Here is a 26,031-nt window from a genome sequence, read left to right as displayed (position 1 = left end):
GGACCATGGAACCCATAAATGAGGGCCCGCAGACCGGGCAGGCGATCGTCACGCTGGAGGGCGTCACCAAGCGCTTTCCCGGCATCATTGCCAATGACCAGATCGACCTCGAGATCAGCGCGGGCGAGGTCCATGTGCTCCTGGGCGAGAACGGTGCTGGCAAGTCAACCCTCATCGGGATGCTCTCAGGTCTCCAGCAGCCGGATGGCGGCCGTATCCTGGTCGACGGGGTCGAAACGGCGATCCGCTCGCCCAGCCACGCCCTGTCGCTGGGTATCGGCACGGTTTTCCAGCACAACATGCTCGTGCCCACCTTGACGGTTGCCGAAAATCTCGCGCTGGGCGGTCCCTGGTGGCAGCGTCCGAAGATTGCAGAACTCGCCGCCCGTGTGGCGGAGATCGCGCGGCCGCTCGGTATCGAGATCAATCTTGGCGCGCGGGTCTCGGAACTCTCGCTTGGACAACAGCAGCAGGTGGAGATCGTTCGTGCCCTGCTGCGCGAAAGCCGGCTTCTGATCCTCGACGAGGCGACCTCCATGCTGACGCCGCAGGGCATAGCCGAACTGGGCGCGCTCATGCGGCGGCTGGTTGAACGCGGGCTCGCTGTTGTCTTCATCACGCACAAACTGGGCGAGGCGGCCGATTTCGGCGACCGCGTCTCTATCCTCAAGCTCGGTCGCAAGGTTGGCGAGATCCCGCCCGAGCGCCTGCGCAAGCTTGAGCGCGCCGCGCTGGTCGACGAGATCGTGGACAAGATGTTCGGTCGACAGGCCGGAGACGACGCGGTCTCGATCCCGCCGCGCGCCGCCAATGACGATGTGTTGCTGGAGGTGCGCGATCTCAGCGTGCCGGCGACCGCGGACATGCCAGGCCTGGAAGCGATCTCTTTCACGATCGGTAAGGGCGAGATCCTGGGTGTCGCCGGCATTGACGGTAACGGCCAGAAAGAACTCGCCGAAGCCCTCGCCGGGCAACGACCGGCAGCCGGTGGCAGCGTGAGGCTGGGCGGACAGAGTCTCGATGACCTGGAAGTGGGCGCGCGGCGCCGAAAAGGGCTGCGCTATCTCACCGACGACAGGCTGGGCGAAGGCACCGTGGGGCCCTTTCCGGTCTCGATAAACTATTTCCTGAAGCAGATCGGCGAGCCGCCGCTGTGGCGCTCCGGTATCGAGCGCTCGCGCGAGATCGAATCGCGCGCGCGCAGCCTGACGCATCTTTACGACGTCCGGACGCCGGCGCTTTCGACGCCGGTCGGCCGGCTCTCCGGCGGCAATATTCAGAAGGTGCTGATCGCCCGCGAACTCGCCGAGGGCGCAAAGGCGGTCATCTTCAATAAGCCGACCTACGGGTTGGATCTCGCAAACACGCTGGCCACTCGCCAGCGCATCCGCGACATCGCGGGGGAGGGCCTCGCGGTACTCCTGATTTCCACTGACCTGGAGGAGCTGCTTAGCATGTGCCACCGCATCGTCGTGATTTCGCAAGGGCGCCTGGTGGGCACCGTGACGAACGGCCCCGGCGCCGGCGAAAAGGTGGGGCGCCTCATGATTGGACTTGCAGCATGAGCCAGGATGCCGCTCCCGTTCGTGCGCTCGACGCCTCTGCAGGCCAGGCCGGGGGCCGTGAGCCTTTGCGCCGAATTGTCATCACTCTGGGGCCGATCCTCGTCTCGCTCGTGCTTGCCGGTGGCGTCCTGCTGGCGGTGGGCGTCGATCCGATTGCCTATTATGGTTTTGTGCTCGACCGCGGTCTTCTGTCGCCGCTGGGACTTCAGCAGACGCTGACCCGCATGGCGCCGCTGCTCTTCATCGCGGCGGGCCTCATCGTCGCATTTCGAGCGGGCATGTGGAATCTCGGCGGCGACGGCCAGTTCCTGCTTGCCGCCGTGACCGCGGCCGCGAGTGCGCCCCTGCTGGTCCAGACGCTGCCGAGCTGGCTTGCCCTGCTCGTGGCCTGTCTGTTCTCCGCTTTTGTCGCCATGATCTGGTCGCTCGTGCCAGCCCTTCTGCGCGCCTACCAGGGCGTCAACGAGATCATCACCACGCTGATGATGTCCTTCCTCGGCGTATCCTTCGCCAACGTCCTCGTGAAGCTCGTCTTTCTCGACCCGGCCACCACCGTGCCCCAGACGCGGACACTGCCGGTGGCCGACCGTCTGCCCCGGCTGTTTGAAACAACGGTCACGAGCGGGCTGCTGTTCGGGCTTGCGACCATCGTGATCGTGCATCTGGTGATGACGCGGACAGCGTTCGGACTGAAGCTCAGGATTGTCGGTGCCAATCCACGCGCGGCGATCCATGCCGGGCTCAACGTGCCGCTGTTGACGGTCGCGGTCTTCGCCATCTCGGCTGGGCTGATCGGTTTGGGCGCCGCGGTCGACATCGTCGGTATCCAGGGCAATGTGCGCGCGGACTGGAACCCCGCCTACGGTTTCGCGATCATCCCCGTTGTCTTCCTGGCGCGCATGAACGGCTTCGCCGCGATCGGCTTCGTCTTCCTGCTGTCGGTGCTGTGGATCGGCGGAGAGAGTGCGGCGCGCCGGCTCGGCGTTCCCCAGAGTTTCACCCTGGTGCTGGTCGCGATCGTGCTGATCACGCTCGCCCTGGCCGAATATCTCGACCATCGCTTCAACCAGGCGCGGAGGGCTTAAGGCCATGAGCGGGCTTTTCAGCAACGTATTCCTGACCGCGCTTCTGTTCGGCGCCGTCACGGCCGCGATCCCGCTTCTTCTGGCGGGCCTCGGCGAGCAGATGTCGGAAAAGGCCGGTGTCCTCAACATCGGCATCGAAGGCATGATGATCAGCGGAGCCTATCTGGGCTTTGTGGGGGCCTATTATTCGGGGTCCTTCGGGGTCGGCTTCCTGACCGGCGCGCTCGGCGGCATCGCGGTGGCGGCTTTGATGGCGTTGCTTTGCGTGCGGATCGGCCTCAACCAGATCGTGATCGGTATCGCGCTGACGCTCGGGCTTGAGGGACTGACCGCGCTGCTGCACCATTTCCAGTTCTCGCGCAGCTATCCGCGCCTGCCTGCCGTGCCGATAACGGAGATCCCCCTGCTGGCCGATATCCCGATACTGGGGCCGGCGCTCTTCAAGCATCATCTGATCGTCTATTTCTCGGTCGCCATGGTCCTCGTCATGATCTGGGTCTACCGGCGCAGCCAGCTCGGGCTCAATCTTCAGGCCGCCGGCGACAAGCCGGCCGCGCTCGACGTGGCGGGCATCGACGTGATCCGCACCCGCACCATAGCGGTTCTCTTCACCGGCACGATGGCCGGTCTCGGCGGGGCGTTTCTGGCGAATGTCGGCGCCGGGCTGTTCATTCCTTTCATCACGAACGGTGCCGGCTTCCTCGGCATCGTTCTTGCCATGCTGGCGCGCGGCCGGCCCGTCTGGGTCCTCGTCGGCGCGCTGATTTTCGGCATGTGCCTTTCGCTGACCACCGCCGCCCAGGTGGCCGGCATCAACGTCCCCACGGACGTGATCCAGATGCTGCCCTTCCTGGCGGTGATGGTGATGCTCGTCCTGTTTGGTCGGCGGGCGAGCCTGCCGGCGGCACTCGGTATTCCCTATGAGCGCGGCGCGCGCTGATTGTTTCAATAAAAGGAGGCGTACATGACGGATACAAAGGTCTATTTCCTCGACGGGGGCACGCTGCTTCTCGATGGCTATCACATCTATTGGAACCAGGGCCCCGGCGGCGACGTGCGCATCCCCGCCTATTCCGTGCTGATCGAGCATGCCGAAGGACGGTTCCTTATCGATACCGGTTTCGACTACGACCACACCATGAAATATCTCGCCTTCGAGAAGCCGACCCAGACACCGGAACAGACCATCCCGGGGGCGTTGAAGCTGCTCGGTCTGGAGCCGAAGGACATCGACGTCGTCTTCAACACGCATTTCCATTTCGATCATTGCGGCGGCAACAAGCATTTCCCGCACGCAAGAAAGATCTGTCACAAGGACGAGGTGGCGCAGGCCTGCAATCCGGAGGTTTTCGAGCATCTCGGCTACTCCGACCTCAGCTTTTCGGTCGAAGCCGCGGAGGCGCGAGGGCGCAGCGATGAGCTGACGCACGGGCAGACACGCGAGAACACCACCTTCGAGGGCGTTGAAGGCGACTTCGAACTGGCCAAGGGCGTGCACATGATTGCCACGCCGGGCCACACGATCGGGCACTACAGCTGCATGGTCGAACGGGCCAATGACCGGCCCATGATGCTGGTCCTGGACGCGGCCTATACGCGGCGAAATCTCGAGACGCTCTGCCAGGCTTCGTTTCATCTCGATCCCGCCGAGGGCGTCCGATCGATGCGGAAGATTCGCGAACTGGCCGAAAAGCACGACGCCGAACTGTTCTTCTCGCACGACATGGAGGCGTTCCAGACCTACAGGACCGGCCCGAACTTCTACAGCTGATCGAAAAGGGAACGCTGCCATGCGCTATGCCGAAAATGCCGACCCTGTCATCACCCTGACCTCAGGGCCGGTAAATGCCTATCCCGATGTGCTCCGCGCCTTGGGACGGACCGTGCTCTATGATTACGATCCCGCCTTCCAGCTCTTCTACGAGAAGGTCGTCGAGAAGGCGCAGAAGGCGATGTGGCTGTCGAACCGGCCCGTCATCCTGCATGGCGAACCGGTGCTGGGTCTCGAGGCAGCGGCCGCATCGCTGATTACGCCCGGCGACACCGTGCTCAATCTGGCATCCGGCGTCTACGGCAAGGGATTCGGGTACTGGGCCAAACGCTACTCGCCCAATCTCCTGGAGATCGAGACCGCCTATAACGAGGCGATCGATCCTCAGGCGGTGCGCGACATGCTGGCGAAGCATCCCGAGATCACCGTGGTGTCGGTCTGCCATCACGACACGCCGTCGGGCACCATCAACCCGATCGACGAGATCGGGGCGCTGGTTGCCGCGCACGGAGCCTACCTGATCGTCGATGCCGTCTCCTCGTTCGGCGGCATGAAGACCCATCCCGAGGAATGCCAGGCCGACATCTATGTCACCGGTCCCAACAAGTGTCTCGGCGCACCGCCGGGGCTGACGATGATGGGGGTGAGCCAGCGTGCCTGGGACAAGATGAAGGCAAATCCGGCCGCCCCAAGGGCGTCCATGTTGTCCATTCTCGATTGGGAGCAGGCCTGGTCGGCAAAGGAGCCGTTTCCCTTCACGCCCTCGGTCGCCGAGATGAACGGGCTCGACATGGCTCTCGATCTCTACCTTGCCGAGGGCCCCGAGAAAGTGTGGGCGCGCCACGCCCTGACGGCGAAGGCGACCCGGGCCGGCATCCGCGGCATGGGCGTGGACATCTGGCCGGCGCGCGACGAGATAGCTTCGCCCACCACCACGGCCGTCCGGATACCGGACGGCATAGACGAGGCTGCTCTGCGGGCCGAGGCGCGTGGGCGTTATGGCGTGGTGTTCTCGTCGGGCCGTTCCGAGACGCTCGGCAAGCTGACGCGTATCGGACACATGGGTCCGACCGCCCAGCCCATCTATGCCATTGCGGCGCTCGCTGCCTTTGGCGGCGCGCTCAAGGCACTCGGCTTCAAGGCCGATACGGCAGCCGGGATCGCCGCCGCCATGACTGAAATCAACCGGGACAACTGAACCAAGTCGAGCGATAGGAGAACAACAATGGGCGGAAGACTCACAGGAAAGACAGCGCTGGTAACGGGCGCCGCGCAAGGCATCGGCAAGGCGATCGCGGAACGGCTGGCTGCGGATGGCGCAACGGTCGTGGTCAGCGACATCAACGCGGAAGGCGCATCGGCCGCCGCCGCCGCCATCGGCCACGGCGCCTTTGCCATCACCGCCGACATCTCGGATCCCGAGGCGGTCGCGGCAATGTTTGCGGCGATCCATGGCAAGACGGGCGGAGTCGACATCCTCGTCAACAACGCCTCGATCGTGCCCTTCGTGGCGTGGGACGACGTGGATCTCGACCATTGGCGCAAGATCATCGACGTGAACCTCACCGGCACCTTTATCGTCACGCGCGCCGCGACGGACCAGATGCGTGCCGCAAACAAGGCCGGGCGGGTGATATCGATCGCCTCCAACACGTTCTTCGCCGGCACGCCCAACATGGCCGCCTATGTCGCCGCAAAGGGCGGTATCATCGGCTTCACCCGCGCCCTCGCGACGGAACTCGGCCAGTACGGCATCACGGCCAATGCCCTCACGCCCGGCCTGATCGAGAGCGACGGCGTCAAGGATAGCCCGCACAACGAGGCGTTCGGGTTCGTCGACATGTTGCAGGCGGTCAAGGGCAAGGGACAACCCGAGCACATCGCCGATGTCGTCTCGTTCCTGGCCTCCGATGACGCGCGCTGGATGACGGGCCAGACGCTCAACGTCGACGCCGGAATGGTGCGCTACTGATAGCAGGACTTTCGGGACGGGAACTGCGGCATCACGCGTTCATCGCGATGAACACAATTGTCGGGGTATCTGCCTGCCCCCCGAGCCCGCCCGCCGGGCTCGGGGGGTTCTTTCCACGCAAGGGTGCTGTTTCGGCCCTACATGCGCCCGGGTTCCGTCGTCGATCTGGCAAAGACCTCCGGCGAGCCCGCAGGCTGCCGGCCTGTTGAGGGGAGGGGGGCGGTCGCCGGCCTGCCGCTATCTGGGGCGGTCGGCTTCCGCGTGGCAAGCCGCCGATACCATTCGATGTAATGGGCAAGGGCCAACTGCAGGCCGATGCCGCCCGCGATGATAATGATGTCGGTGGCAAAGAAGCTGCCGTGAACATGCCGCCATGCCTGGGCGACCATCGACAGGATGGTACCGGCCACGAATACCGGCAGCGCATGCCGACCCATCATCGCGAGCGCATTGCCGGGCGCGCGGCGCGCGAGTTCGGATATCTGCGGGAGCATCGCGATCACGTAGCCCGCCGCCAGAACGTGGAGCAGGCGCGGCGCCGACAGATAGGTCTTGTCGAAGCCCGTCAATACCCTGGGCAGACCGAAAGACATGTCCACTCCCCACAGGGGGATCTGGACCCAGGCCAGCGACAAGAGCAGGTAGCTGGCCGCAGCACCCAGCAGAAGCGGCGAACCGGGCAATCTTCCTCCGCGTCGCACATGCATCGTCGCGGCGAGGCCGATGACGAAGAGGAACTGCCATGACAAGGGGTTGAGGAACCAGATACCCTCGTTTGGATAGGCGGACGGACCGATCCTGTACAGGCCCGCCAGCAACCAGACCGTCCCTGAAACCGCCACCATCAGCCTCAGGCTGAGGCGACCGATCAGGAGCAGCGCGGGCAGCATCAGCAGCACGGCGGCATACATGGACAGGATGTTGTTATAGCCGAGTTGATGGCCAAGCGTTGCGAGGCCGACCAGCGCGCGAGCGGTATCGTCGACGACCGGGGCGATGTTGATCTTCTCCAGCAAGCCGGGCGCCTGATAGTGCAGGGCGAAGAAGGCGAAGATGCCCAGCGTGGCCATCGTGGTGCCGAGATGCGCCAGATAGAGGACACCCGCCCGGCGCCATGCCTTCAATGTGGTGACAAGCGCTGCGGCCGGCTCGAACTTCATGCCATAGGCCAGGGCGGCCGAAATGCCCGAGATCAGCACGAATGCCTCCGCCGCATCGGAGAACCCGAAATTCTTGCTGGTCAGGGCCTCGAGCGGGTTGCCCGGAACGTGATTGATGAAGATGGTGATGAGGGCTACAGCCCTGATCACGTCCAGGCGTGTGTCGCGCGGCGATGGGGGGCGGATGTCCATATCGCTACGCCGCTTCCGGCGAGAGCGAGAGGTTGGTGGGAACCGAGCGCAAGCGGTCATGCTGGTCCAGGAGACCGCCGGCACGCAGCAAGGACGCAAAGCGCCCGTTCTCGCGCGCGGCGAGTTCCTGAAAGCCGCCCATTTCGACGATCCGTCCCTGATCCATGAAGATCACGATGTCGGCGTCGCACACCGTGGACAGCCTATGCGCAATGACGAAGGTGGTCCGGTTGGTACGCAGGCGGTCGATTGCGTTTTTGACCTTCTGCTCGGTCTCGACATCGAGCGCGCTCGTTGCCTCGTCGAGAACGAGAATGGGCGCGTCCTTCAGAACCGCGCGCGCGATGGCTATGCGCTGGCGCTCACCGCCGGAGAGCTGAGAGCCGCGTTCGCCCACCACGGTGTCAAAACCCTTTGTTTTCGACAGAATGAACTCGTGGGCGGCGGCGGCGATGGCTGCTTCATGAACATCGTCATTGGCGGCACTCTCGCGGCCCAGCCGAATATTCTGTTCGATGGAGCGGTTGAGCAGACCCGCATCCTGAAAAACCGTCGCGATCTGGTCGCGCAGCGATGCGCGCGAGGCGAGGCGCGTGTCTATCCCGTCAACCCGGATCCTGCCGGACTGGGGGTCGTACACGCGCTGCAAGAGATTGATGAGCGTCGTTTTGCCTGCGCCCGTCGGGCCGACGATGGCAACCGTCTTGCCGGCCGGCACGTGGAAGGAAATATCATCCACGCCTTGCCCCGAGCCGGAGAAGCGGTAGCTCACCTTGTCGAAAGTCACGTCGCCGCGCAGCCGCCCAAGGCGCAGCGCGCCAGGAGGCTCGGTGCGTTCGCGTGCCGCATCTTCCATCGCGTAAAACGGTTCCAGCCGCGCACGCGCCTCGAAAGCCTGGTTGACGAACTCCATGATCTGGTCGAGTCGGCCGATCAGAAGCGTGGCGAAGCCTGTAAAGGCGACCACGCTGCCGACGGTGAGTTCGCCGCGTTGAACGAGCAGAGCGCCGACGATCAACACGATCATCATGGAAATGGTCGCGGAGAGCCTCTGAAGGGCGGTCGCGAGCGCCCACCAGTTCAGGACCGGAAACTGCGATCCGAGAAGATCGTTGGCGAACTTTTTCAGCGCCTCCGTCTCTCGGGCGATGCGCCCATAGCTTTGCAGCACCGAGATGTTGCTGATGGAGTCACTGACATGCGAGAAAAGCTGATGATAGTGCCCCTCCACCTGGCGTTGCCCCTCCCGGGTCTTGGACATCACGAAGCGGCTGATGGCGACATAGCTGGCGCCGAGCGCTCCCAGCACGCAGGCCATGCGCCAGTCGAGGGTGATTGCGGTAGGGACAAGCAACACGAGGGCGACCACGGTCGATAGATGCTGGCGCATGAATTCGAGCCATAGCGAAAACAACGCCTCCATTGCACGCAGGAGCGTGTGGAGGGTGTTGGAGGTGCCTCTGGCATGGTGCCACGCCAATGGCATGCTCATGACCTTGGCGAAGGCGTCGGTGAGGATCTGGGCCCGCCGTCGGTGAGCAAAGCGGTCCGCGCTGCGCGAGACCAGCACGACGGCGATGACGTTGAAGATACCGAGCGCGGTCCACAGGCCGATCGATCCCAGGGCGCCTGATCCCTGGGAAATGCTCTCGATGATACGGCCCAGCAGAACGGGCTCGGCTATCATGACGACCGCCAGCGCAACATTCGAGAGGCAGATAAGGGCCACTCGCGTTTTGTCGGTCGCGAGGTAGCCCATCGCGCGCCAGTAGATGCCCAGCAATGTCACCGGCAGTTCCTTCGTATATTGCACTGCAAGATGGCAGCGGGCTCTGCCGCTGCACTGCACATAAACAGGCAAGTATCCAGGAGGTTGCGCATAGGGCGCAAAAACTCGGCAACGCGTTGTTACCTAGCGTGATGTGGGTGAGCGGACCTTGCACAAGCCAGTCGAGTGGTCCGGCAGATCCCCAACCCGCGGGAATCTGGTCCGTGATCAGACGTCGCTTCCAACCACGATGCGGAGCGTATGTTCCCCACTCTCCGCGAGAGTGACCGATCGTCCCGCCAGCTCTCCGCCGCCTGTCACGGCGCCCTCGGCCCGCTCCACAACGATCGTGTAGGTGGCCGCTCCGAACCGTAAGGTCGCTGTGAAGCCCGGCCATTCGGCAGGGAGACAGGGGTTCACATGGAGCTGCGTGCCCTCCTTGCGAATGCCCAGTATGGCTTCGACGCCGGCCCTGTACAGCCAGCCCGCCGATCCGGTGTACCAGGTCCAGCCGCCGCGCCCGGCCTTGTCGCCTTCGGAATAGATGTCGGCCGCTACCGCATAGGGTTCCACCCGGTATCGGCGCGCCGCTTCGGCGTCCAGTGCATGGTTGACGGGGTTGAGCATGCAGAAAACCCGCCATGCATCTTCCGGCCGGCCGAGGGCGGTCAGGGCGAATACCAGCCAGGTCGAGGCATGGGTATATTGGCCACCGTTCTCGCGCACGCCCGGGGGATAGGACTTGATGTAGCCCGGATCCTTGTTCGTGCGTTCGAAAGGCGGCGTGAACAGCCGGGCGATCTGGAGCTTGTCGTCGACGAGAAGCCTGACCGCATTGCCGACCGCCTGATCGGCTCGTTCGGGGTCGGCCGCACCCGACAAAACCGCCCAGGACTGCGCGATCGAGTCGATCTGGCATTCATCCGACTGCGAAGAGCCGAGCGGCGTTCCGTCGTCGAAGCTTCCGCGCCGATACCAGGCCCCGTCCCAGGCGTGGGTTTCGAGCGCTTCTTTCAGTCGCTGCACATGGGAGGTCCAGGCGGCCACGCGCCCTTCGTCGCCGCGGTCGCGCGCGAAAGGCAGAAAGTCCTGCAGCGTCTTGAGAAGGAACCAGCCCAGCCAAACGCTCTCGCCGCGCCCTTCCTTGCCGACGCCGTTCATGCCGTCGTTCCAGTCCCCGCCCAGCATCAGAGGCAGCCCATTCGGGCTGGTTCTGCTCACCGCCAGATCGAGCGCGCGCGCGCAGTGCTCGTAGAGACTCGCGGTCTCGCCGGATTGCGCCGGGGTGAAATACGCGTCGTGCTGCCCGTCCTCGAGCTCCGGTCCTTCGATGAAGGGAACCTGCGCATCGAGCCCGTCGCGATCGCCCGTCACCGAGACATATTGATGGACCCCATATGCCAGCCAGACCACGTCGTCGGAGATCGTCGTGCGCACGCCGGCACCCGAGCCCGGCAGCCACCAATGCTGGACGTCGCCGCCCGTGAACTGACGAGATGCCGCATTGATGATCTGTTCGCGCGCGAGCGATGGATCATGCAGCAGCAGCGACAGGGTGTCCTGCAGCTGGTCGCGGAAGCCGAACGCGCCGCTGGCCTGGTAGAAGGCCGACCTGGCGCGGATCCGGCAGGTGAGGCTCTGATAGGGCAGCCACACATTGACCATGGCATCGAAAGCCGGATCAGGCGTCTGCACCTGAAGCGCGCTGCCGAACTCCTCCCAATCCTCGCGCGTGCGGGCGACGCGATCGGCAAAATCGCTCGCAAGATGGGCTTGCGCCAGCGACTTCGCTTCGTCGGGTGAGCCTGCATCGCCCAACACGTAGTGGATGAATGCCGTCTGTCCGGGTGCAAGCTCGATGTCGGCGGCGATTGCGGCGCAAGGGTCCTTGCCGATGTCGGCAGAGCCGGAAAGCGGCGTTCCTTCGTATACCGCCTGAGGCGCGGTGGTGGCACATCCCTGCCCGAGGAACTGTGCACGATCGCATGTGTGAGACTGGACAGCCGCATCGCAGGCGAAAAACGCGACCCGGTCGCCGAAGTCGAGATTGTAGGGATTTTGTGCCGTCAGGATACGGGTGGCAGGGTCGTAACCGGGCACGATATGTGCCGCGGATTTGGCGCGGTTGTTGCCAAGCGACCATTCGACATATCCGTAGACCCGCAGCCTCCGACGAACCTTGCCGTCATTGCGCAGGGCGAGGCGCTGCACCTTGACCGGATCGACGGGGTCCACCAGCTGCGCCAGCTCCATGTGGAGATGGTCCTTCGTAGCGATGAAACGCGAGATGCCGCGCTCGTGGCGTGCCTCATAGACTATGGAATTGTCGCGCAGAACGCAGGAAAGCGGTGAGAACGCCGCGCCGCTGTCGAGGTCGTTGACGTAGAACGCCTCGCCCGGACGGTTCGAAACCGGATCGTTCGTCCAGGGCGTCAACTGGAAGTCCCGGCTGTTGCGGCTCCAGGTGAACGAGGCCCCTTCGGCGGAGGTATGAAACCCGAATTCGCGATTGGCGATCACGTTGATCCAGGGATGGGGAGTGACCGTGCTGCCGGCGAGCCGGACGACATATTCGCGCCCGGAATCGGCAAAACCGCCGTAGCCGTTCCAGAAGGCCAGATCCTCGCCGTCCGGATCGGCCGATGGTTGCGAAACCTTGATCAGCGTTGCAGCCCCGTTGGGGGGTGCTTCTTCCTCGGCCGCGCGCTCGATTTCCTCGATCGCCGCCGCGCGTTCGATCTGGTCGAGCACCGTGCCATTGTGTGTGTGCAGCACGATCCGGGCCGAAGCGATGAGCGTGCGATAGGACGGCCCGTCCATGAGGTCGCGGCGCACGGCGAAGATGTGCTGCCGCGGCCCCAGTTCCCGCCCGCGGTGACGGGCATTGTCGCACAGGAGCTCGATCGTGTTCTGCAGATCCTGAACGTAGGAGGATGCCTGCTCATTGACGATCACCAGGTCCGCGAGGAGGCCGCGCGCGCGCAGATATTCCTGCATTCTCAGGGCAGTCGACACGATTTCGAGGTCAGCCACGTCTGCGATGCGCAGGGCAAGGATGGGGAAGTCGCCCGATATGGCCATCGGCCAGAGCTCAGACTGTCGGCCTAGCGTTGTGGCGAGTGTCGCCGCCGGCACGCGAAGAGCCGGGTCGGGAAACAGCAGGAATCGCGCGAGCCTCTGGACGCCGGCGGCTTCGGTCAGGCTCAGCCCGACGTGGCGTGTCTGGACCTGCGAGCGTGTCCAGGCCAGCATTGCCTGGCGCTGGAAAGCCTCGTTGTGCATGTGCCTGGCGGCCTCGCTCTCGATGTCGTCTCGGTTTGCCGCCACGACAGTCCAGAATGCCAGCGAGACCTTCTTGCGGGCCGGAACGCGCACCGTGCAGCGCAGCGCCATGATCGGATCGAGCACGAAGCCGTCCGTTCCCGAAAGGCGCGCGCCCTTGTCGAATGCGCACGCATCGGCAATCGATCGACCCCGGCCGATAAAGGCGCGGCGGTCGGTTTCCGCCTCGAAGGTGCGGGCCACGCCCGGCCCGCCGGTGACAAAATGCGCCATCGCGATCGATGGATCGCTATCGGAACGCCGCCGCCTCGTGGCGTAGATCACCGAACCGTCGGCGCCGATCTCCGTTTTCACGAACATCTTCGAGAAGGCCGGATGAGCGATGTCGCTGGCCTCATGATTGAGCGCGATTTCGGCAAAGGAGGTCACCTCGAGATGCCTGTCCTCGTCGGCATCGTTCCACAGCGTTATCCGCCTTACCTCGCCGTTTCCTTCGGTGAGGACGACGCATTCCACTTCCGATCGCAAGGTGCCGATGGCCTTGGTGAAGCATGCCTTGTCATCATAGAACAAGGCGGTGCTTTTCTCTCCGGGCGCCCGCCTGGGCTCTGCCGTCGCAGACCACCAGTCGCCGGCTGCAGGATCCTTGATGAAGATGAAGGTTCCCGTCCTGTCTTCGGTGGGATCCCCGTTCCAGCGCGTCACGGCCACCTGGTCGGCCCGGCTGTAGCCGGTCCCCGTCGAGGTAACCATTATGTTGTAGTGCCCGTTCGACATCACGCTGACCGCACGGGGGCCATGCAGGGGATCGGAGACATGGCGGAAGTCCGGTCGGTCGTCCACGAAGGCCGGCTTCGGTTTCTCGCCGCTGTCACTGCGAATTGGCATGGCCGGCACCGTCCGCGGCGCCTTTTCCTGAAGCAGCAGTTCCGCGGCCTCGATGACGGGATCGGCATGGAAGCGCTCGCGCATGCGGCCCTCGAAGACCACATTGGCCACCGCCACGATGGACATGCCGTGATGATGAGCCATGTAATTGCGCACTATGGCGCCGTCCTTCCCCTCCGGCACCCGACCCGGCGTATAGTCCACCGCGTCGTGAAAGCCGTAATGTCCAGACGCGCCCAGTTTCTCGAGACGTTCGAGATTGCGAACCGCCAGCTCTGGCTGGAACTGAGCGGCGAGCAGGCTCGCATAGGGAGCGATGACGGTGTCGTGCGACAGACCGCGTTTGAGGCCGAGTCCCGGCACACCGAAATTGGTGTACTGGTAGGTCATCTCACGGTCGCGCGCATTGTAGGCAGCTTCCGATATGCCCCAGGGAACGCCCTTGGTTGCCGCATAGCTGATCTGCTTGCGTATCACTTGCTGGCTGGTCTGGTTCAGGATGCTCCCGAGCGGCTCTTTCATGACGAGGGGGGGCATCAGATATTCGAACATCGAGCCCGACCAGGAGACGAGCGCTGCTGAAAAACCGATCTGCGTAACGGGCCTGCCGAGCCTGAACCAGTGCGTCGTCGGAACGTCGCCCTTGGCGATGGCGAACATGCTCGCAAGCCGCGCTTCGGAGGCGAGCAGGTCGTAGCAGGCCTCGTCGAGCTGACGCTCGTCCACCCGATATCCGATCGACAGCAGCTTTCGGTCCTGTCTGAGGAGAAATGAAAAGTCCATCTCGAAGGCGAAGAGACGCGCGCGGCTGCTCAGGGCCAGCAGGCGTTCCCGCAACCTTCCTACCCCGTCCTGGGCAAGGTGCGCGTCCGCCAGATGGGCCTCGCAGACCTTTTCCAGCCGTCCCGCCCACACCAGAAGCGTGCTGCTTTCGGTGGAGCCGATCTCGTCGTCCAGGGCCCGCGCAAGCTTGCGGATGTCGCCGGCCAGCACGGACAGGTTGATCGTGCGGATGGCGGCCGTTTCCGGCTCATTTCTGATCACGTCGACGGAGCGGTACATTCCACCGATGCGCTCGGCCATTCTCTGGCGCAGCGGGCGAAGCGCGCGGCGGTCGTCGGGCATCGCTTCCAGGCACTCCTGGAGCACGGAAGCGACGTCGATGATGCCTTCGTAGTCGCCCTGGATGTTGGCCGCCGGGGCCTCCGCCCAAATGCGGCAGGTCGACGCGATCGCGATGAGATGGCCGGCAAGATTGCCGCTGTCGACGGTCGAGATGTAGATGGGATGGAGCGGCATCAGAGAGCGCGTGTCATACCAGTTGTACAGATGACCGCGATGGCGCTCCAACTTGTCGACGGTGGAAAGCGTTCGCTCGAGCCTATCGATGGTTTCGGTCAAGCTGATCCAGCCGAAGTCGCGGGCCGAGATGACTGAAAGCAGATAGAGACCGATATTCGTAGGGGACGTGCGCGACGCAACCACGGGCGACGGCGTTTCCTGGAAATTGTCCGGTGGGAGCATGTTGTGCTCCTCGGTGACAAAACTCTCGAAATAGAGCCAGGTGCGTCTGGCAATCCGGCGCAACCTCAGTAGGTCGGAAGGTCGGACATGCAGCCGATCCTCCGTCTCCGCGGAGCGGCTCACCAGCCAGGCCAGCACCGGAGAAGCGCCCCACATCAGCGCAAAGGCGGCAGCCAGAACGACGCCTGACGAGCCGAGCGCCAGCGGCAGCGCAAGTGAGATGACCGCGATGACCGGAGCACCCCACATCAGACGAAGATGCCCCGCGATCGACTGGCTGTCCGACCGAGCGACCTGAGAGGCCGTGCGCCATTCAAGCAGGTTTCGGCGGCTGACCATCAAGCGGTAGAGCGTTCTGACCAATGCGTCGGCCATCGACCACGCCACGTGCGCCATGAGCAGGACCTTCAGCGCGACTTGCGCGCTGGCAAAGGCTGCATCCCGGAAGAAGGCGGATCCATGGCTCTTCAGGGTTGTATCGCGGTCGCGCGGCAGGAGGGAGTCGATCAGACCGAATGTGAGCGCCAGGAAAAGGCTGAGGACCAGCAGCGCCTGCCACTGCCCGGCCAGTTCCAACGGCAACAGTGCCCATCCCGCAATCGAGGCCGCAGTCCACACGATCGGTATCAGCGAGCGCCGAAGATTGTCGAGCATCTTCCAGCGCGAAAGACCCGGCAAGCCGGAAGACGGCTTCAGGACAAAGGGCAGCAATTGCCAGTCGCCCCGCGCCCACCGATGCTGGCGCGAGGAATCGACCAGATAGCTCGTGGGATAGTCCTCGATCAGTTCGACGTCCGTTACCAGCGCCGCATTCGCGTATGCACCTTCCAGGAGATCATGGCTGAGGACAGTGTTTTCGGGAATCCGCCCGGCCAGCGCCAACTCCATCGCATCGATGTGATAGAGCCCCTTGCCCGTGAAACTCCCCTCGCCAAACAGGTCCTGATAGACGTCGGAGACCGCAAATACGTAAGGATCAATGCCGCGGTTGGCGGAAAATACGCGCTGGAAGAAGGAGGCCTCATGGCCGGTCGTGAGCGACGGTGTGACGCGCGGTTGCAGGACCGCATAACCAGCGATGCAGCGCCCGGTCTGGCGGTCAATTCGCGGGCGATTGAGCGGATGGCGCATCTTGCCGACGAGCCGTGTGACAGCATCCCGCGTCATTCGCGTGTCGGCATCAAGGGTCAGGACATGCTGAACATCGTCTGGTAGGGGCGAGGATGGCGCGAAGAAGGTCGTGTCCTTGTCGCCACGCAGCAACGTGTTGAGTTCGTGCAGCTTGCCGCGCTTTCGCTCCCAGCCCATCCAGCAGCCTTCCGCGGCGTTGTACAGCCGATGCCGGTGGAGCAGGTAGAAGCGGGCCAGGCCCGGGGACGGATGGCGTGCATTGAGCGCTGCAATCTGTTCGCGCGCGTAGTCCAGGATTTCGAGGTCGGCATCGGTTTGTTCGACCTGGCTGTCGGACCAGTCGGAAAGGACGGCGAAGTGAAGCGCGCCCGTCTGGTTGGAGAGATAGTGCACTTCCAGATTGTGAACCGCCTCTTCCACGTCGTCACGGCTGCCAATCAACGTGGGAACGACGACGAGGGTACGTGCGCAATCTGGGATGCCGGTCTTGTACTCGTAGCCGATCAGGCGCGTCGGCTTGACGAGCAGGGAAACCAGCGTGTTGAACAAACCTAGCGCCGCTTCGCTGGCGGGCAGAATGAACAGGCCGCACAGAATGGCGATGGCGCCGGCGGCAATGCCGTAATCCCCAAGCGCTACCGCGGCAGCGGCCACGAGAACGAAGGTCAGGATCGAGACCGGTGCCACCACGCCTACCCAACCCGTCATGCGGTAGAAGCGATACACCCTTTCCGCCAAGGTCGGACGATAGCCGATAGCGACCTCGAACGATCGGCTTTCGGGGCCGACGAGCACGCATCCCGCGTCGACCTCGCCGCTGTCATCGGACAGTTCGTGGGATTTAATCGCTGCCTCGATCGCCGTGTGCGTGACATCGTACTCGGCCCGGCCGGATCGCTTGGCCAGCCTTTCTATGGCGCGGCGATAAGCATCCCTCGAAGGGAAGTCGAGAGCCTCGAAATCAGTCTTTTCGCGGAGCAGCCGGTCGACGAGGCTCACAGATTCGAACCATTCGGTCCAATCTATGTCGTCGATCCGCCTAAGGCCCTTGATGATATTGCCGGTGGTCACATTGCCGCCGGACAGGCTGGCGTGCTCGGCCAGGATGGCCTCCTCCGCATCCAGTCCGACTTCTTCGAGAGCGCGTTCCAGCCACGCGAGCGCCTGGCTGGAAAACTGCGACCCTTCCCTCAGCCGATGAAGGAGTTGCGTTGCGAAAGTCGGATCGGCGGCATTCGCGGCATGCTGTTCCAGGATAACGATGTCGCTGCCGTCGGGCGTCGCTGCGATCTTGTCGGCGAGACGGTTGGCAAGCAGCCGCATTTCGCGCGCGCGCTCGATGCGGACCGCCAGCCGGCGAAGATTTTCGATCAGTACGCACCGCAGGAGCGACGGCAGAGCCCACAATTCGCCAATCTGCAGCGGATGGACGTGCTGGAAGCCCTCGATGAGCGAGCGGAAGCCCTCTTCTGAAACAGCGCTATCGCTATGGGCGACGTAGAGCCAGGCAATGGCGAGCGTGCGCGGAACAGTGCTGCCTTCTATCCGGGGCAGTTCCCCGTAGAATCGGTTCGGCAGGTCGCGGCGGGTTTCGGCAATTGCCTCATCAATCAGGTAGGCGTTGTCGAGGAGCCACTCCGCGGCCGGTGTGATCGCCTCTCCCGCCTCCTGGGCATCGCCCAGCATGCGGGCGATTCTCCTGATCCGATCACCGTTCTCACCGGATCTGGCGCGCGGGTTGAAGCCGGACAGCGTGGCGGGAAGGTCAACAGAGCCGCGCGCAAGCGCGGCGCCGATGATCCTCAGTTCATCCTGGCTCGCGTAAGATTCGCGGATGGGCTGTTCGTCAGCGTAATAGAGCTTCGCTTTCTCCGACACTGACCCATAGCTGGCGCGAACGTCCATATGTTCAAAAATCCTCGATTGGACTGTCACAGGCGGGAGCGTCCGCAACCCCGCTAAAGTCGATTGAAGCAAGATCGGTTCCAAGCAAAGGCGATCGGCGCCGCTTCAACCAGACACGTATTTTTGCAGTGCGAAAGAACGCCCGGAGGATAGGCGTGTCAATGGGCGTGAAATTGAACTACGTTCGGGCATGCGTCGTGGTCACGAAGCCAACGGTGATCCAGCGCAGGCATATGCGAAATCGGAGTGATGCCTTCCATATCCGCTTTCGGCCAAACTAGACGGGGACCCAGCAGCGGGTTCACAACACTAGCTGCATGCCGCCGCGATCCCGCTACGTCGAAAATTTCACGGCGACACCGCGCTGCCGAAAATAGGCCTGCATCATCTTGCGCCCGGACCGGTTGCTTTGCGCCAGCTTGGCGGGATCGAAGACGGCTTCCTTGATGCCCTCCCGCGCCATTGCCAGCTTGAGTGCCGCTATGTGCTCGTCGATGTCGGCATTGTCCGCTTGGAGCGACGCGTAGATGTTGTCGATTGCCTCGGTCACGGTCGGCTCGCTCACGGCTTGTTCTCCTTCGCTTGATGCAGGGTTCGGCTACCACGGATTGGTGAATTGACCTACAGCAAGACGGCGCTTGCCCGTCAAAAGCGCATGGGGCGCGGCAGATGGCCCCGCCACGCCCCATACGCGTCCTTCGACAATTGCGTGCGTTCAGCGCGGTTCGCTCATCAATCCACGTATCAGCGCATAGCAGGCAAGCAGCAGGACGATGGCGAAGGGCAGCCCGGTCGAGACCGCAGCCGCCTGCAATGCCACCAGCCCGCCGCCGAGAAGCAGCGCGGCGGCCACCAGCCCTTCGAAGATCACCCAGAACACGCGCTGGCTGACCGGCGCATTGATCTTGCCGCCGGCGGTGATCGTATCGATCACCAGCGATCCCGAATCCGAGGAGGTCACGAAGAACACGATTACCAGGATGATTCCGATGATCGATGAGACCGTTGCCAGCGGCAGTTCCGACAGCATGCCGAACAACGACAATTCGGGCACGTAGGCATCGATGACATAGCCATAGACCGCGCTGTCCGCGGCGCGCTCGATCATTTGGTGGATCGCCGTTCCGCCGAAGGTCGTCATCCAGATCGCCGAAGCGATGGTCGGGATGAGCAGCACGCAGATGATGAACTCGCGCACCGTGCGGCCCCGGCTGACGCGGGCGATGAACATGCCGACAAAGGGCGACCAGCTGATCCACCAGGCCCAGTAGAACGCGGTCCATCCCTGGCGGAAGCCGTCGTCGTCGCGCCCGACAGGGTTCGACAGCGGAAGGATCTCCGCGAAATACGCCCCGACATTCCCGAAGAACTGCGTCACGAGCGTCATTGTCGGACCAAAAAAGATCACGAACAGCATCAGCACCACGGCCAGCACCATGTTGATCTCCGAAAGCCGCTTTACGCCGCCGTCGAGCCCCCGCATAACGGAGATGAGCGCCAGCCCTGTGATGACCGCGATCAGGATGACCGCAACGGTGACGCTGTCCGAGACTCCTTCCATGCCGAAAACAAACCCGATGCCGGCAGCCGCCTGTTGTGCGCCGAAGCCCAGCGAGGTGGCCAGCCCGAAAAGCGTGGCGAAGACCGCGAGGATGTCGATGACATGGCCGGGCCAGCCCCAGACGCGTTCGCCGAAGATCGGGTAGAAAATCGAACGAACCGTTAGCGGCAATCCTTTGTTGTAGGCGAAAAGCGCCAGCGAGAGCGCCACCACCGCATAGATCGCCCAGGGGTGCAGCCCCCAGTGATAGATGGTCGCAGCCATTGCCATGCGGCGCGCGGCTTCCAGCGTCGCCGGATCGGCCAGTTCGCCATCGACGATCCCGATGCCCTGCCCCAGCGGCTGATCGCCCCAGGGCGTGGCGAAATAATAAGCCGGCTCCAGCACGCCGAAGAACATGAGCCCGATGCCCATGCCGGCGGCAAAGAGCATTGCGAACCAGCCTGCATAACCATAGTCGGGCGTCGCCTCCGCACCGCCTATGCGCACCTTGCCCAAAGGTGAGACGAGAATTCCCAGGCAGACGAGCACAAATATGTTGCCGGCGATCAGGAAGAACCAGTCGAATGTGGAGGTCAGGAACCCGCGCATTTCCGAGAATAGCGGTTCGACCTGTGCCTGGAAGGCGAGCGTGAAAATCACGAAGGCGAACGTTACCAGCCCCGAGACAACGAAGACCGGGTTGTGGATGTCCAGCTCAAAAGGGCCGATGCGCGGCGTTACGTTGTGCTGGCCGATCTCGTAATCGGTTGCGATGACGTCGGAGTGCCCCTCCGGAGAAGGGATGTCCTCGACTTCGTCCTCGGGTCGGTTGCCGATCATTGCCAATGTCTCCTTCTGGTTTCCTTGGCCGCCATTCGCCTCTAGTTCGCGGGCTTCTTGCCTCTTCAGCGCACGACGAACACCGAGATTTCGGCATGCGAGGCCAGATGCCCGCCATGCGAACCCCACAGATAGTCGCCGATCCCTGGGACATGTGATTGCATCACCACAAGGTCCGCGCCGCTTTCGGCAACCGCGCTGAGAAGCACCTTGTCGATATCGACCGCCGGGTCTGTGCTGGCGTGAGCGCCCGTCGAGACCGCGACGCCACGGGCATCGGCTTGTTTCCTGCCGAACTCTTCCAGCTTCCGCGCGAATTCCTGTGGATTGCGGGCGACCGCGGTCGGGGTTTCGGCGGTGATGCCGATCAGGTGCAGCGAAGCGGAATAGTGCCTTGCAAGGTCGGCTGCGACATCAAGTGCCCTGCCAGTGTGTTCGACATGGAACAAATCAACCGGAACGGCGATCTTCTGGTACATTTCTTTTCCCTTCTCTCTGTTGTCGTCACAAGGACGTCCACCGAGTCTACGGGGCGCGGGCAGGGTGGCCCGAAACTGCGGCTCGCGCAAATCGCGAGGGTCGGTCGATCAAGCCCCATCGGCAGCCAAGCCTCGCGCTCTGTGGCGCCTGTTGCAAGCCGGCTAGCGTCGCGCTCTTCCGGCCTGCTGGTTCTGCGGCCGCGCCTGAGCGCTGTTCGGTCAACCTATCGCGCGGGACCGTCCGCGCTGTGCCTCCGCCGGACCTCTGCCCTGTCCAGCATGTAGCTTTCGGCCTCCTCCATGTGCTCCCGCATCAACGCCCGGGCGGCTTCGCCGTCACCCGACTTCAGATGGCGGATGAGACGCACCTGATAGGACAGCGCAGTCTCGCGCAGGCCTGGATTGGGCGTGCTGTAGATGGCGCGGCATACCGCCAGGTCGCGCAGCAATCTGTGCAGGAAGACAAGCACGAAGCCGAGGATGAGATTGTCGGAGAGGCTGGCCAGCACGGAATGGAAGTCGAGTTCCGCGACACGCTGCGCGAACTCTTCCTCCGCCGTTTCTGGTTCATGCTCGTAAAGGCGGATTGTTGCCTGGAGTTTTTCATAAGCCGACTCGTCGAGTCTACCGGCGAGCCCGGCGACGAGTTCCGGCTCCAGCAGTTTCCTGAGCGTATAGATGTCGGAAATGGTCGGCTGATTGAAGAGGAAGAGGTTGCCCAGGAGCCCCATCGCCTGTTCGCCCGACAGCGCGGTAACGAAAGCGCCGCCGCCAGGGCCGGTACGAGACTTGATCAGGCCCTGCGTCTCAAGCGCCTTCATCGCCTCGCGCACGGTGCCCTTCGAAGCTTTCAGTTCCTGCTCGGCAAGCCAGTCCTGCGGAATGCGATCGCCGGGTTTGAGGCCGCGCGCGACGATCAGATCACGGATGCGAGCGGCGATGCGGTCGGACCGCTTCTGCTGCCGCACCGGAGCCACTACTGGCTCGCTTCCCTTCCGACCAGATCGTGTCTCCGCCATGGCTACCCCCCGTCTCTCCCTGCCGATTGCGGAGGGTGGAAGCAAGCGGCAAAATGATCCCTTGTTCCCCGCGCCACGTCGATAGGCGGGCGTTCCTTGCGGCAGGTATCGTCGGCCGCGGGACAACGCGCGGCGAAGGCGCATCCGGGCGGCGGGTTGTAGGGGTCGGGAAGTTCGCCGCTTTCGCCTTCCGGCACAGCGACCGCCTTCCCGGGAACGGGCGCGGAATCCAGCAGCAGGCTTGTGTAGTGATGAAGCGGCCGGGCAAATATCTCCATTGCCGGGCCGATCTCCGCAATACGGCCGAAATACATCACCGCAACCCGGTCGGAAACGCTTTCGACCACCGACAGATCGTGGCTGATGAAGACGTAGGTCAGGCCGTAGCGGTCCTTCAGATCATCGAGCAGGTTAAGCACCTGCGCCTGCACCGAGACGTCGAGCGCCGAGACCGGTTCATCGAGTACGATGAGCTCCGGGCTTGCGGCGAGCGCACGCGCGATGCCGATGCGCTGGGCCTGGCCACCGGAAAATTCGTGCGGATAGCGGTCGAGGAACTCGGCCCGCAGATTGACCGCATCCATCAGCTCCGCAAGACGCTCGCGCCGTGCCGCGCGCTTCAGGCCGAGCAGGTGGATCAGCGGCGCCTCGAGTATCGCGCGGATGGTCTTGCGCGGATTGAGCGAGGAGACGGGATCCTGGAAGACATACTGGATCTGGCGGGCGAGCGCGTTGAAGTCATTTTTGGCGGCCGCCGCGAGGTCCTCGCCCTTGAAGCGGATCACACCGCCGGTCGGCCGGTCGAGCCCCGCCACCATGCGTGCCAGCGTGGACTTGCCGCAGCCGGATTCACCCACCACGCCCAGCGTCTCGCCGGGTCGCACGCCGAGCGAGACCTGCTGCACCGCATGGACGGCGGGAAGCTGGCGGCCGAACAGCGTGCGTCCGCCGCCGAAGACGCGCTCCACATTGTCCATTTCGATAAGGGGGGCGGTCATGCATTGCCCCTTTCGCCGGCCAGCGGGAACAGGCAGCGTGCGGCGCGGCCCTCGGCGATCGGCTCCAGCGCGACGTCACCGGCAAGGCACGGCTCCTGCGCTCGCGGACAGCGCGGGGCGAAGGCGCAGCCTGACGGCAGGTCGGCCACTGAAGGCGGCAGGCCCTGGATCGCGTCGAGGCGACGTTCGGGCTCCCCCAGCACCGGCACGCAGTCGATCAGCTTGCGCGTGTAGGGATGGGCGGGATCGGCCAGGATTTGCTCTGTCGGTCCCGTTTCCACGATGCGGCCGGCATACATCACCGCGATGCGGTCGCAAAGCGCGGAGACGACGCCGAAATCATGGGTGATGAACAGGATCGAAGCCTGCTTTTCGTGCCGGAGCTTGTTCATCAGCACCAGGATCTGCGCCTGCACGGTGACGTCTAGCGCGGTGGTCGGCTCATCGGCGATCAGCAGTTCAGCGTCGTTGGCCAATGCCATGGCGATGGAGACCCGCTGGCGCATACCGCCCGAAAGCTCGTGCGGGTAGGAATCGAGCCGCTGTTCGGGATTGGGGATGCGCACCAGTTCCAGAAGGTCCCTGGCCTTTTTGCGCGCCTCGGCATGGCCGACCGGCTGGTGGGTACGGACCGCCTCCATGATCTGGTGGCCGACCGTAAACAGCGGATGCAAGGTGGCCAGCGGATCCTGGAAGACATGGCTGACCGCGCCGCCGCGCAACTGCCGTATGCGCGCGTCGGAGGCGGCCAGAAGATCCTCGCCCTTGAGACGGATCGCGCCGCCGGTGATCCGGCCGGGCGGCGTCGGCACCAGCCCCATGATCGACATCGCGGTGACCGACTTGCCGGAACCCGATTCACCTACGATGCCCAGGCACTCGGTCTGGCCGAGCTTGAGATCGACTCCGCCGACCGCCTTGTGGACGGTGCGGCCGAGATGGAACTCGGTCTTCAGGCCCTTGACGTCGAGCACAGCGTTGTCGTCCGCGGCCGGCATCGGCTCCCCCGGAGGCCGCTCGACCGCGGTGCGGGCGACGGGACGCGTCAGCGCGCCGGATTTCAGCCGCGGGTCGAGCACGTCGCGCACCCCGTCGCCGAACAGATTGATGCTCATCACCAGAAGAAAGATGACGATACCCGGCACGATGGCGACATGCGGCGCGTTGAAGAGCACGCGGCGCCCGTCGCCCAGCATCGAGCCGAGATCGGCCTGGGGCGGCTGCGCGCCAAGACCGAGGAAGGAGAGGCCCGCGGTCTCCAGGATCATCCAGCCGACTGTCGTCGACATGGTGATGACGATCACCGGCATGACATTGGGCAGGATTTCGGTGAACAGGATGCGCGTGTGGCTCTTGCCCGACATCCGCGCCGAGTCGACGAATTCGCGCCGCGACAGCCCGAGCGTCACGCCGCGGATGTTGCGGGCGAAGAAGGGGATGTTGACGATGGCGATGGCGTAGAGCGCGTTGATCAGGCCGGGGCCGAGAACCGCGACGATGGCGAGCGCCAGAAGGATGTAGGGAAAGGCCATCACCATGTCGATGCCCCGCATCATGATCGTGTCGGTGCGCCCGCCCACATAGCCGGCAGTCAGCCCGATCAGCGAGCCGAAGAAGGCGGAAATCAGCGTCGCCGATATGCCGACGGCAAGGCTGACCCGCAGGCCCCAGATGATGCGCGAGAGAATGTCGCGGCCCAGTGCGTCGGTGCCGAGCAAATGGCCCTCGCTCATAGGGCGCAGCAGTCGATTGGCCGGCGCGGTGGCGTTGGGGTCGGCCAGCGGCAACAACGGCGCGATAAGCGCGACCAGCACCATGAGAACGAGGATGATGAAGCCCCCCGCGGCCATCTTGTTGTTGAGCAGCAGGCGGATGCTGTCTGGCCGGTCCGCCCGTTTTGGCGGCGCGGCGGCGGGTTCTGTCACCGCGCTCATCGCCTAAGCCTCGGATCGAGGATGGACTGGACGACATCGGCGGCGAGGTTGAACAGCACATAGCTTGCCGCCACCACCAGCACCCCGCCTTGGACGAGCAGGATGTCGCGGGTGGAGATGGCGTTGACCAGCATCGCGCCGATGCCCGGCCACTGGAACACGGTCTCGATATAGACCGCCCCACCGAGCACGAAGCCGGCCTGGATGCCGATGACGGGAATGACGCTGACGAGTGCCGCCTTGAAGGCGTGGCGGTAGATGACCTTGCGCTCGGTGAGCCCCTTGGCGCGCGCGGTGCGGATGTAGTCCTGGCGCAGGACCTCCAGCATGGCGGTGCGGGTCAGCCGGGCAATCACGCCGGTGGCCACGGCCGCCAGCGTCAGCGAGGGCAGGACCAGATGGCGGATGAGATCGGGCAGGTCGCCGCCGCCATAGATGGCGTACATGCCGCTGGCAGGGAACCAGCGCAGTTGCACCGCAAAGAGGAGAATCAGCAGCAGGCCGAGGAAGAAGGAGGGCGTCGAGATGCCGATCAGCACGAAGAATGTGACGATGCGGTCGGTCCAGCCGAACTGGCGTACCGCCGAGATGATGCCGGCCAGAAGCCCGAGCACGGAGCAGATCACAAGCGCCGTGCCGGCAAGGATCAGCGTGGCCGAAAAGCGCTCCATCACCTCGTCGATGACCGGCCGGTTGAGCGAATAGGAGCGACCGAGGTCGCCCTGCAAGAGGTTGCCAAGCCAGATCAGATACTGTTCGGGCATGGAGCGGTCGAGGCCCAGTTGGCGGTTGAGGCGTTCGAGGTTCTCGGGCGTGGCATAGGCGCCGAGAATGGCGCGGGCCGGATCCCCCGGGATCAGCGCCATGATGAGGAACACGATCAACGTCAGCCCGAACAGGACCGGGATGAGGGCAAGGAGGCGCTTGGCGATGTAGGCGGTCATGGCCGGCGCAACTTTAAGGAAGCGCTCTCTC

Annotated in this window: 16 protein-coding genes; 6 read left to right on the top strand and 10 right to left on the bottom strand. The window is 63.9% G+C overall.

Annotation, left to right across the window (positions count from 1 at the left end; all coding sequences use genetic code 11):
- The first annotated feature begins 5 nt into the window (after positions 1 to 5).
- Genes GRZ55_RS00845 through GRZ55_RS00820 form a run of 6 tightly spaced genes read left to right on the top strand, consistent with a single transcriptional unit; the run spans position 6 to position 6,393 of the window.
- Complete coding sequence (locus tag GRZ55_RS00845; protein WP_169284983.1) at positions 6 to 1,565, top strand: ABC transporter ATP-binding protein; 1,560 nt, start codon at positions 6 to 8, stop codon at positions 1,563 to 1,565.
- The gene (locus tag GRZ55_RS00840; protein ID WP_169284982.1) at positions 1,562 to 2,650 is read left to right on the top strand and encodes an ABC transporter permease; all 1,089 of its coding nucleotides are present in this window, start codon (positions 1,562 to 1,564) and stop codon (positions 2,648 to 2,650) included. The genes GRZ55_RS00845 and GRZ55_RS00840 overlap by 4 nt, the downstream gene beginning before the upstream one ends.
- A gap of 4 nt (positions 2,651 to 2,654) precedes the next feature.
- On the top strand, positions 2,655 to 3,590 hold the full coding sequence (locus GRZ55_RS00835) for an ABC transporter permease (protein WP_169284981.1): 936 nt from the start codon (positions 2,655 to 2,657) through the stop codon (positions 3,588 to 3,590).
- 24 nt (positions 3,591 to 3,614) lie between these two features.
- A complete protein-coding gene (locus GRZ55_RS00830; protein WP_169284980.1) occupies positions 3,615 to 4,421 on the top strand; it encodes an N-acyl homoserine lactonase family protein in 807 nt (268 codons plus the stop codon).
- A gap of 19 nt (positions 4,422 to 4,440) precedes the next feature.
- Complete coding sequence (ppaT, locus tag GRZ55_RS00825) at positions 4,441 to 5,619, top strand: pyridoxamine--pyruvate transaminase (RefSeq protein WP_169284979.1); 1,179 nt, start codon at positions 4,441 to 4,443, stop codon at positions 5,617 to 5,619.
- A 27-nt stretch (positions 5,620 to 5,646) separates the two neighbouring features.
- A complete protein-coding gene (locus GRZ55_RS00820; protein WP_169284978.1) occupies positions 5,647 to 6,393 on the top strand; it encodes an SDR family NAD(P)-dependent oxidoreductase in 747 nt (248 codons plus the stop codon).
- Positions 6,394 to 6,530: 137 nt separating this feature from the next.
- On the opposite strand, the gene GRZ55_RS00815 is transcribed toward GRZ55_RS00820, so the two are convergent.
- The 10 genes from GRZ55_RS00815 to GRZ55_RS00770 form a co-directional block, all read right to left on the bottom strand.
- Entirely contained in the window at positions 6,531 to 7,745 is a 1,215-nt protein-coding gene (locus tag GRZ55_RS00815) for an OpgC family protein (protein WP_169284977.1), read from the bottom strand.
- Positions 7,746 to 7,749: 4 nt separating this feature from the next.
- Positions 7,750 to 9,534 (bottom strand): glucan ABC transporter ATP-binding protein/ permease, encoded by a 1,785-nt coding sequence (locus GRZ55_RS00810; RefSeq protein WP_169284976.1) that lies wholly within the window; start codon positions 9,532 to 9,534, stop codon positions 7,750 to 7,752.
- Between the two features lie 207 nt (positions 9,535 to 9,741).
- Complete coding sequence (locus GRZ55_RS00805) at positions 9,742 to 18,243, bottom strand: glucoamylase family protein (RefSeq protein ID WP_169284975.1); 8,502 nt, start codon at positions 18,241 to 18,243, stop codon at positions 9,742 to 9,744.
- A 334-nt stretch (positions 18,244 to 18,577) separates the two neighbouring features.
- Positions 18,578 to 18,808: a hypothetical protein gene (locus tag GRZ55_RS00800; RefSeq protein ID WP_169284974.1), complete on the bottom strand. Its 231-nt coding sequence runs from the start codon at positions 18,806 to 18,808 to the stop codon at positions 18,578 to 18,580.
- A gap of 150 nt (positions 18,809 to 18,958) precedes the next feature.
- Positions 18,959 to 20,626 carry a BCCT family transporter gene (locus GRZ55_RS00795; RefSeq protein ID WP_169284973.1) on the bottom strand — a complete coding sequence of 556 codons (1,668 nt, stop codon included), beginning with the start codon at positions 20,624 to 20,626 and terminating at the stop codon, positions 18,959 to 18,961.
- Between the two features lie 65 nt (positions 20,627 to 20,691).
- Positions 20,692 to 21,105, bottom strand: coding sequence for a universal stress protein (locus GRZ55_RS00790; RefSeq protein WP_169284972.1), 414 nt, complete (start codon positions 21,103 to 21,105; stop codon positions 20,692 to 20,694).
- Positions 21,106 to 21,329: 224 nt separating this feature from the next.
- On the bottom strand, positions 21,330 to 22,082 hold the full coding sequence (locus GRZ55_RS00785) for a FadR/GntR family transcriptional regulator (RefSeq protein WP_368856566.1): 753 nt from the start codon (positions 22,080 to 22,082) through the stop codon (positions 21,330 to 21,332).
- Between the two features lie 44 nt (positions 22,083 to 22,126).
- Positions 22,127 to 23,122, bottom strand: coding sequence for an ABC transporter ATP-binding protein (locus tag GRZ55_RS00780; RefSeq protein ID WP_169284970.1), 996 nt, complete (start codon positions 23,120 to 23,122; stop codon positions 22,127 to 22,129).
- On the bottom strand, positions 23,119 to 25,056 hold the full coding sequence (locus GRZ55_RS00775; RefSeq protein WP_169284969.1) for a dipeptide/oligopeptide/nickel ABC transporter permease/ATP-binding protein: 1,938 nt from the start codon (positions 25,054 to 25,056) through the stop codon (positions 23,119 to 23,121). The genes GRZ55_RS00780 and GRZ55_RS00775 overlap by 4 nt, the downstream gene beginning before the upstream one ends.
- Positions 25,053 to 26,000 carry an ABC transporter permease gene (locus GRZ55_RS00770; protein ID WP_169284968.1) on the bottom strand — a complete coding sequence of 316 codons (948 nt, stop codon included), beginning with the start codon at positions 25,998 to 26,000 and terminating at the stop codon, positions 25,053 to 25,055. Before GRZ55_RS00770 ends, GRZ55_RS00775 begins: the two co-directional genes overlap by 4 nt.
- Positions 26,001 to 26,031 lie beyond the last annotated feature (31 nt).

Source organism: Chelativorans sp. ZYF759, assembly GCF_012911015.1.
Lineage (GTDB): Bacteria > Pseudomonadota > Alphaproteobacteria > Rhizobiales > Rhizobiaceae > ZYF759.
The sequence above is the reverse complement of the archived record's forward strand: the minus strand, read 5'-3'. Positions and strand labels throughout refer to the sequence as shown.

Coding starts and splice junctions, on each gene's coding strand:
- GRZ55_RS00845 (WP_169284983.1), top strand. CDS start 6: ATGGAACCCATAAATGAGGGCCCGCAGACCGGGCAGGCGATCGTCACG.
- GRZ55_RS00840 (WP_169284982.1), top strand. CDS start 1,562: ATGAGCCAGGATGCCGCTCCCGTTCGTGCGCTCGACGCCTCTGCAGGC.
- GRZ55_RS00835 (WP_169284981.1), top strand. CDS start 2,655: ATGAGCGGGCTTTTCAGCAACGTATTCCTGACCGCGCTTCTGTTCGGC.
- GRZ55_RS00830 (WP_169284980.1), top strand. CDS start 3,615: ATGACGGATACAAAGGTCTATTTCCTCGACGGGGGCACGCTGCTTCTC.
- ppaT (WP_169284979.1), top strand. CDS start 4,441: ATGCGCTATGCCGAAAATGCCGACCCTGTCATCACCCTGACCTCAGGG.
- GRZ55_RS00820 (WP_169284978.1), top strand. CDS start 5,647: ATGGGCGGAAGACTCACAGGAAAGACAGCGCTGGTAACGGGCGCCGCG.
- GRZ55_RS00815 (WP_169284977.1), bottom strand. CDS start 7,745: ATGGACATCCGCCCCCCATCGCCGCGCGACACACGCCTGGACGTGATC.
- GRZ55_RS00805 (WP_169284975.1), bottom strand. CDS start 18,243: ATGGACGTTCGCGCCAGCTATGGGTCAGTGTCGGAGAAAGCGAAGCTC.
- GRZ55_RS00795 (WP_169284973.1), bottom strand. CDS start 20,626: ATGATCGGCAACCGACCCGAGGACGAAGTCGAGGACATCCCTTCTCCG.
- GRZ55_RS00790 (WP_169284972.1), bottom strand. CDS start 21,105: ATGTACCAGAAGATCGCCGTTCCGGTTGATTTGTTCCATGTCGAACAC.
- GRZ55_RS00780 (WP_169284970.1), bottom strand. CDS start 23,122: ATGACCGCCCCCCTTATCGAAATGGACAATGTGGAGCGCGTCTTCGGC.
- GRZ55_RS00775 (WP_169284969.1), bottom strand. CDS start 25,056: ATGAGCGCGGTGACAGAACCCGCCGCCGCGCCGCCAAAACGGGCGGAC.
- GRZ55_RS00770 (WP_169284968.1), bottom strand. CDS start 26,000: ATGACCGCCTACATCGCCAAGCGCCTCCTTGCCCTCATCCCGGTCCTG.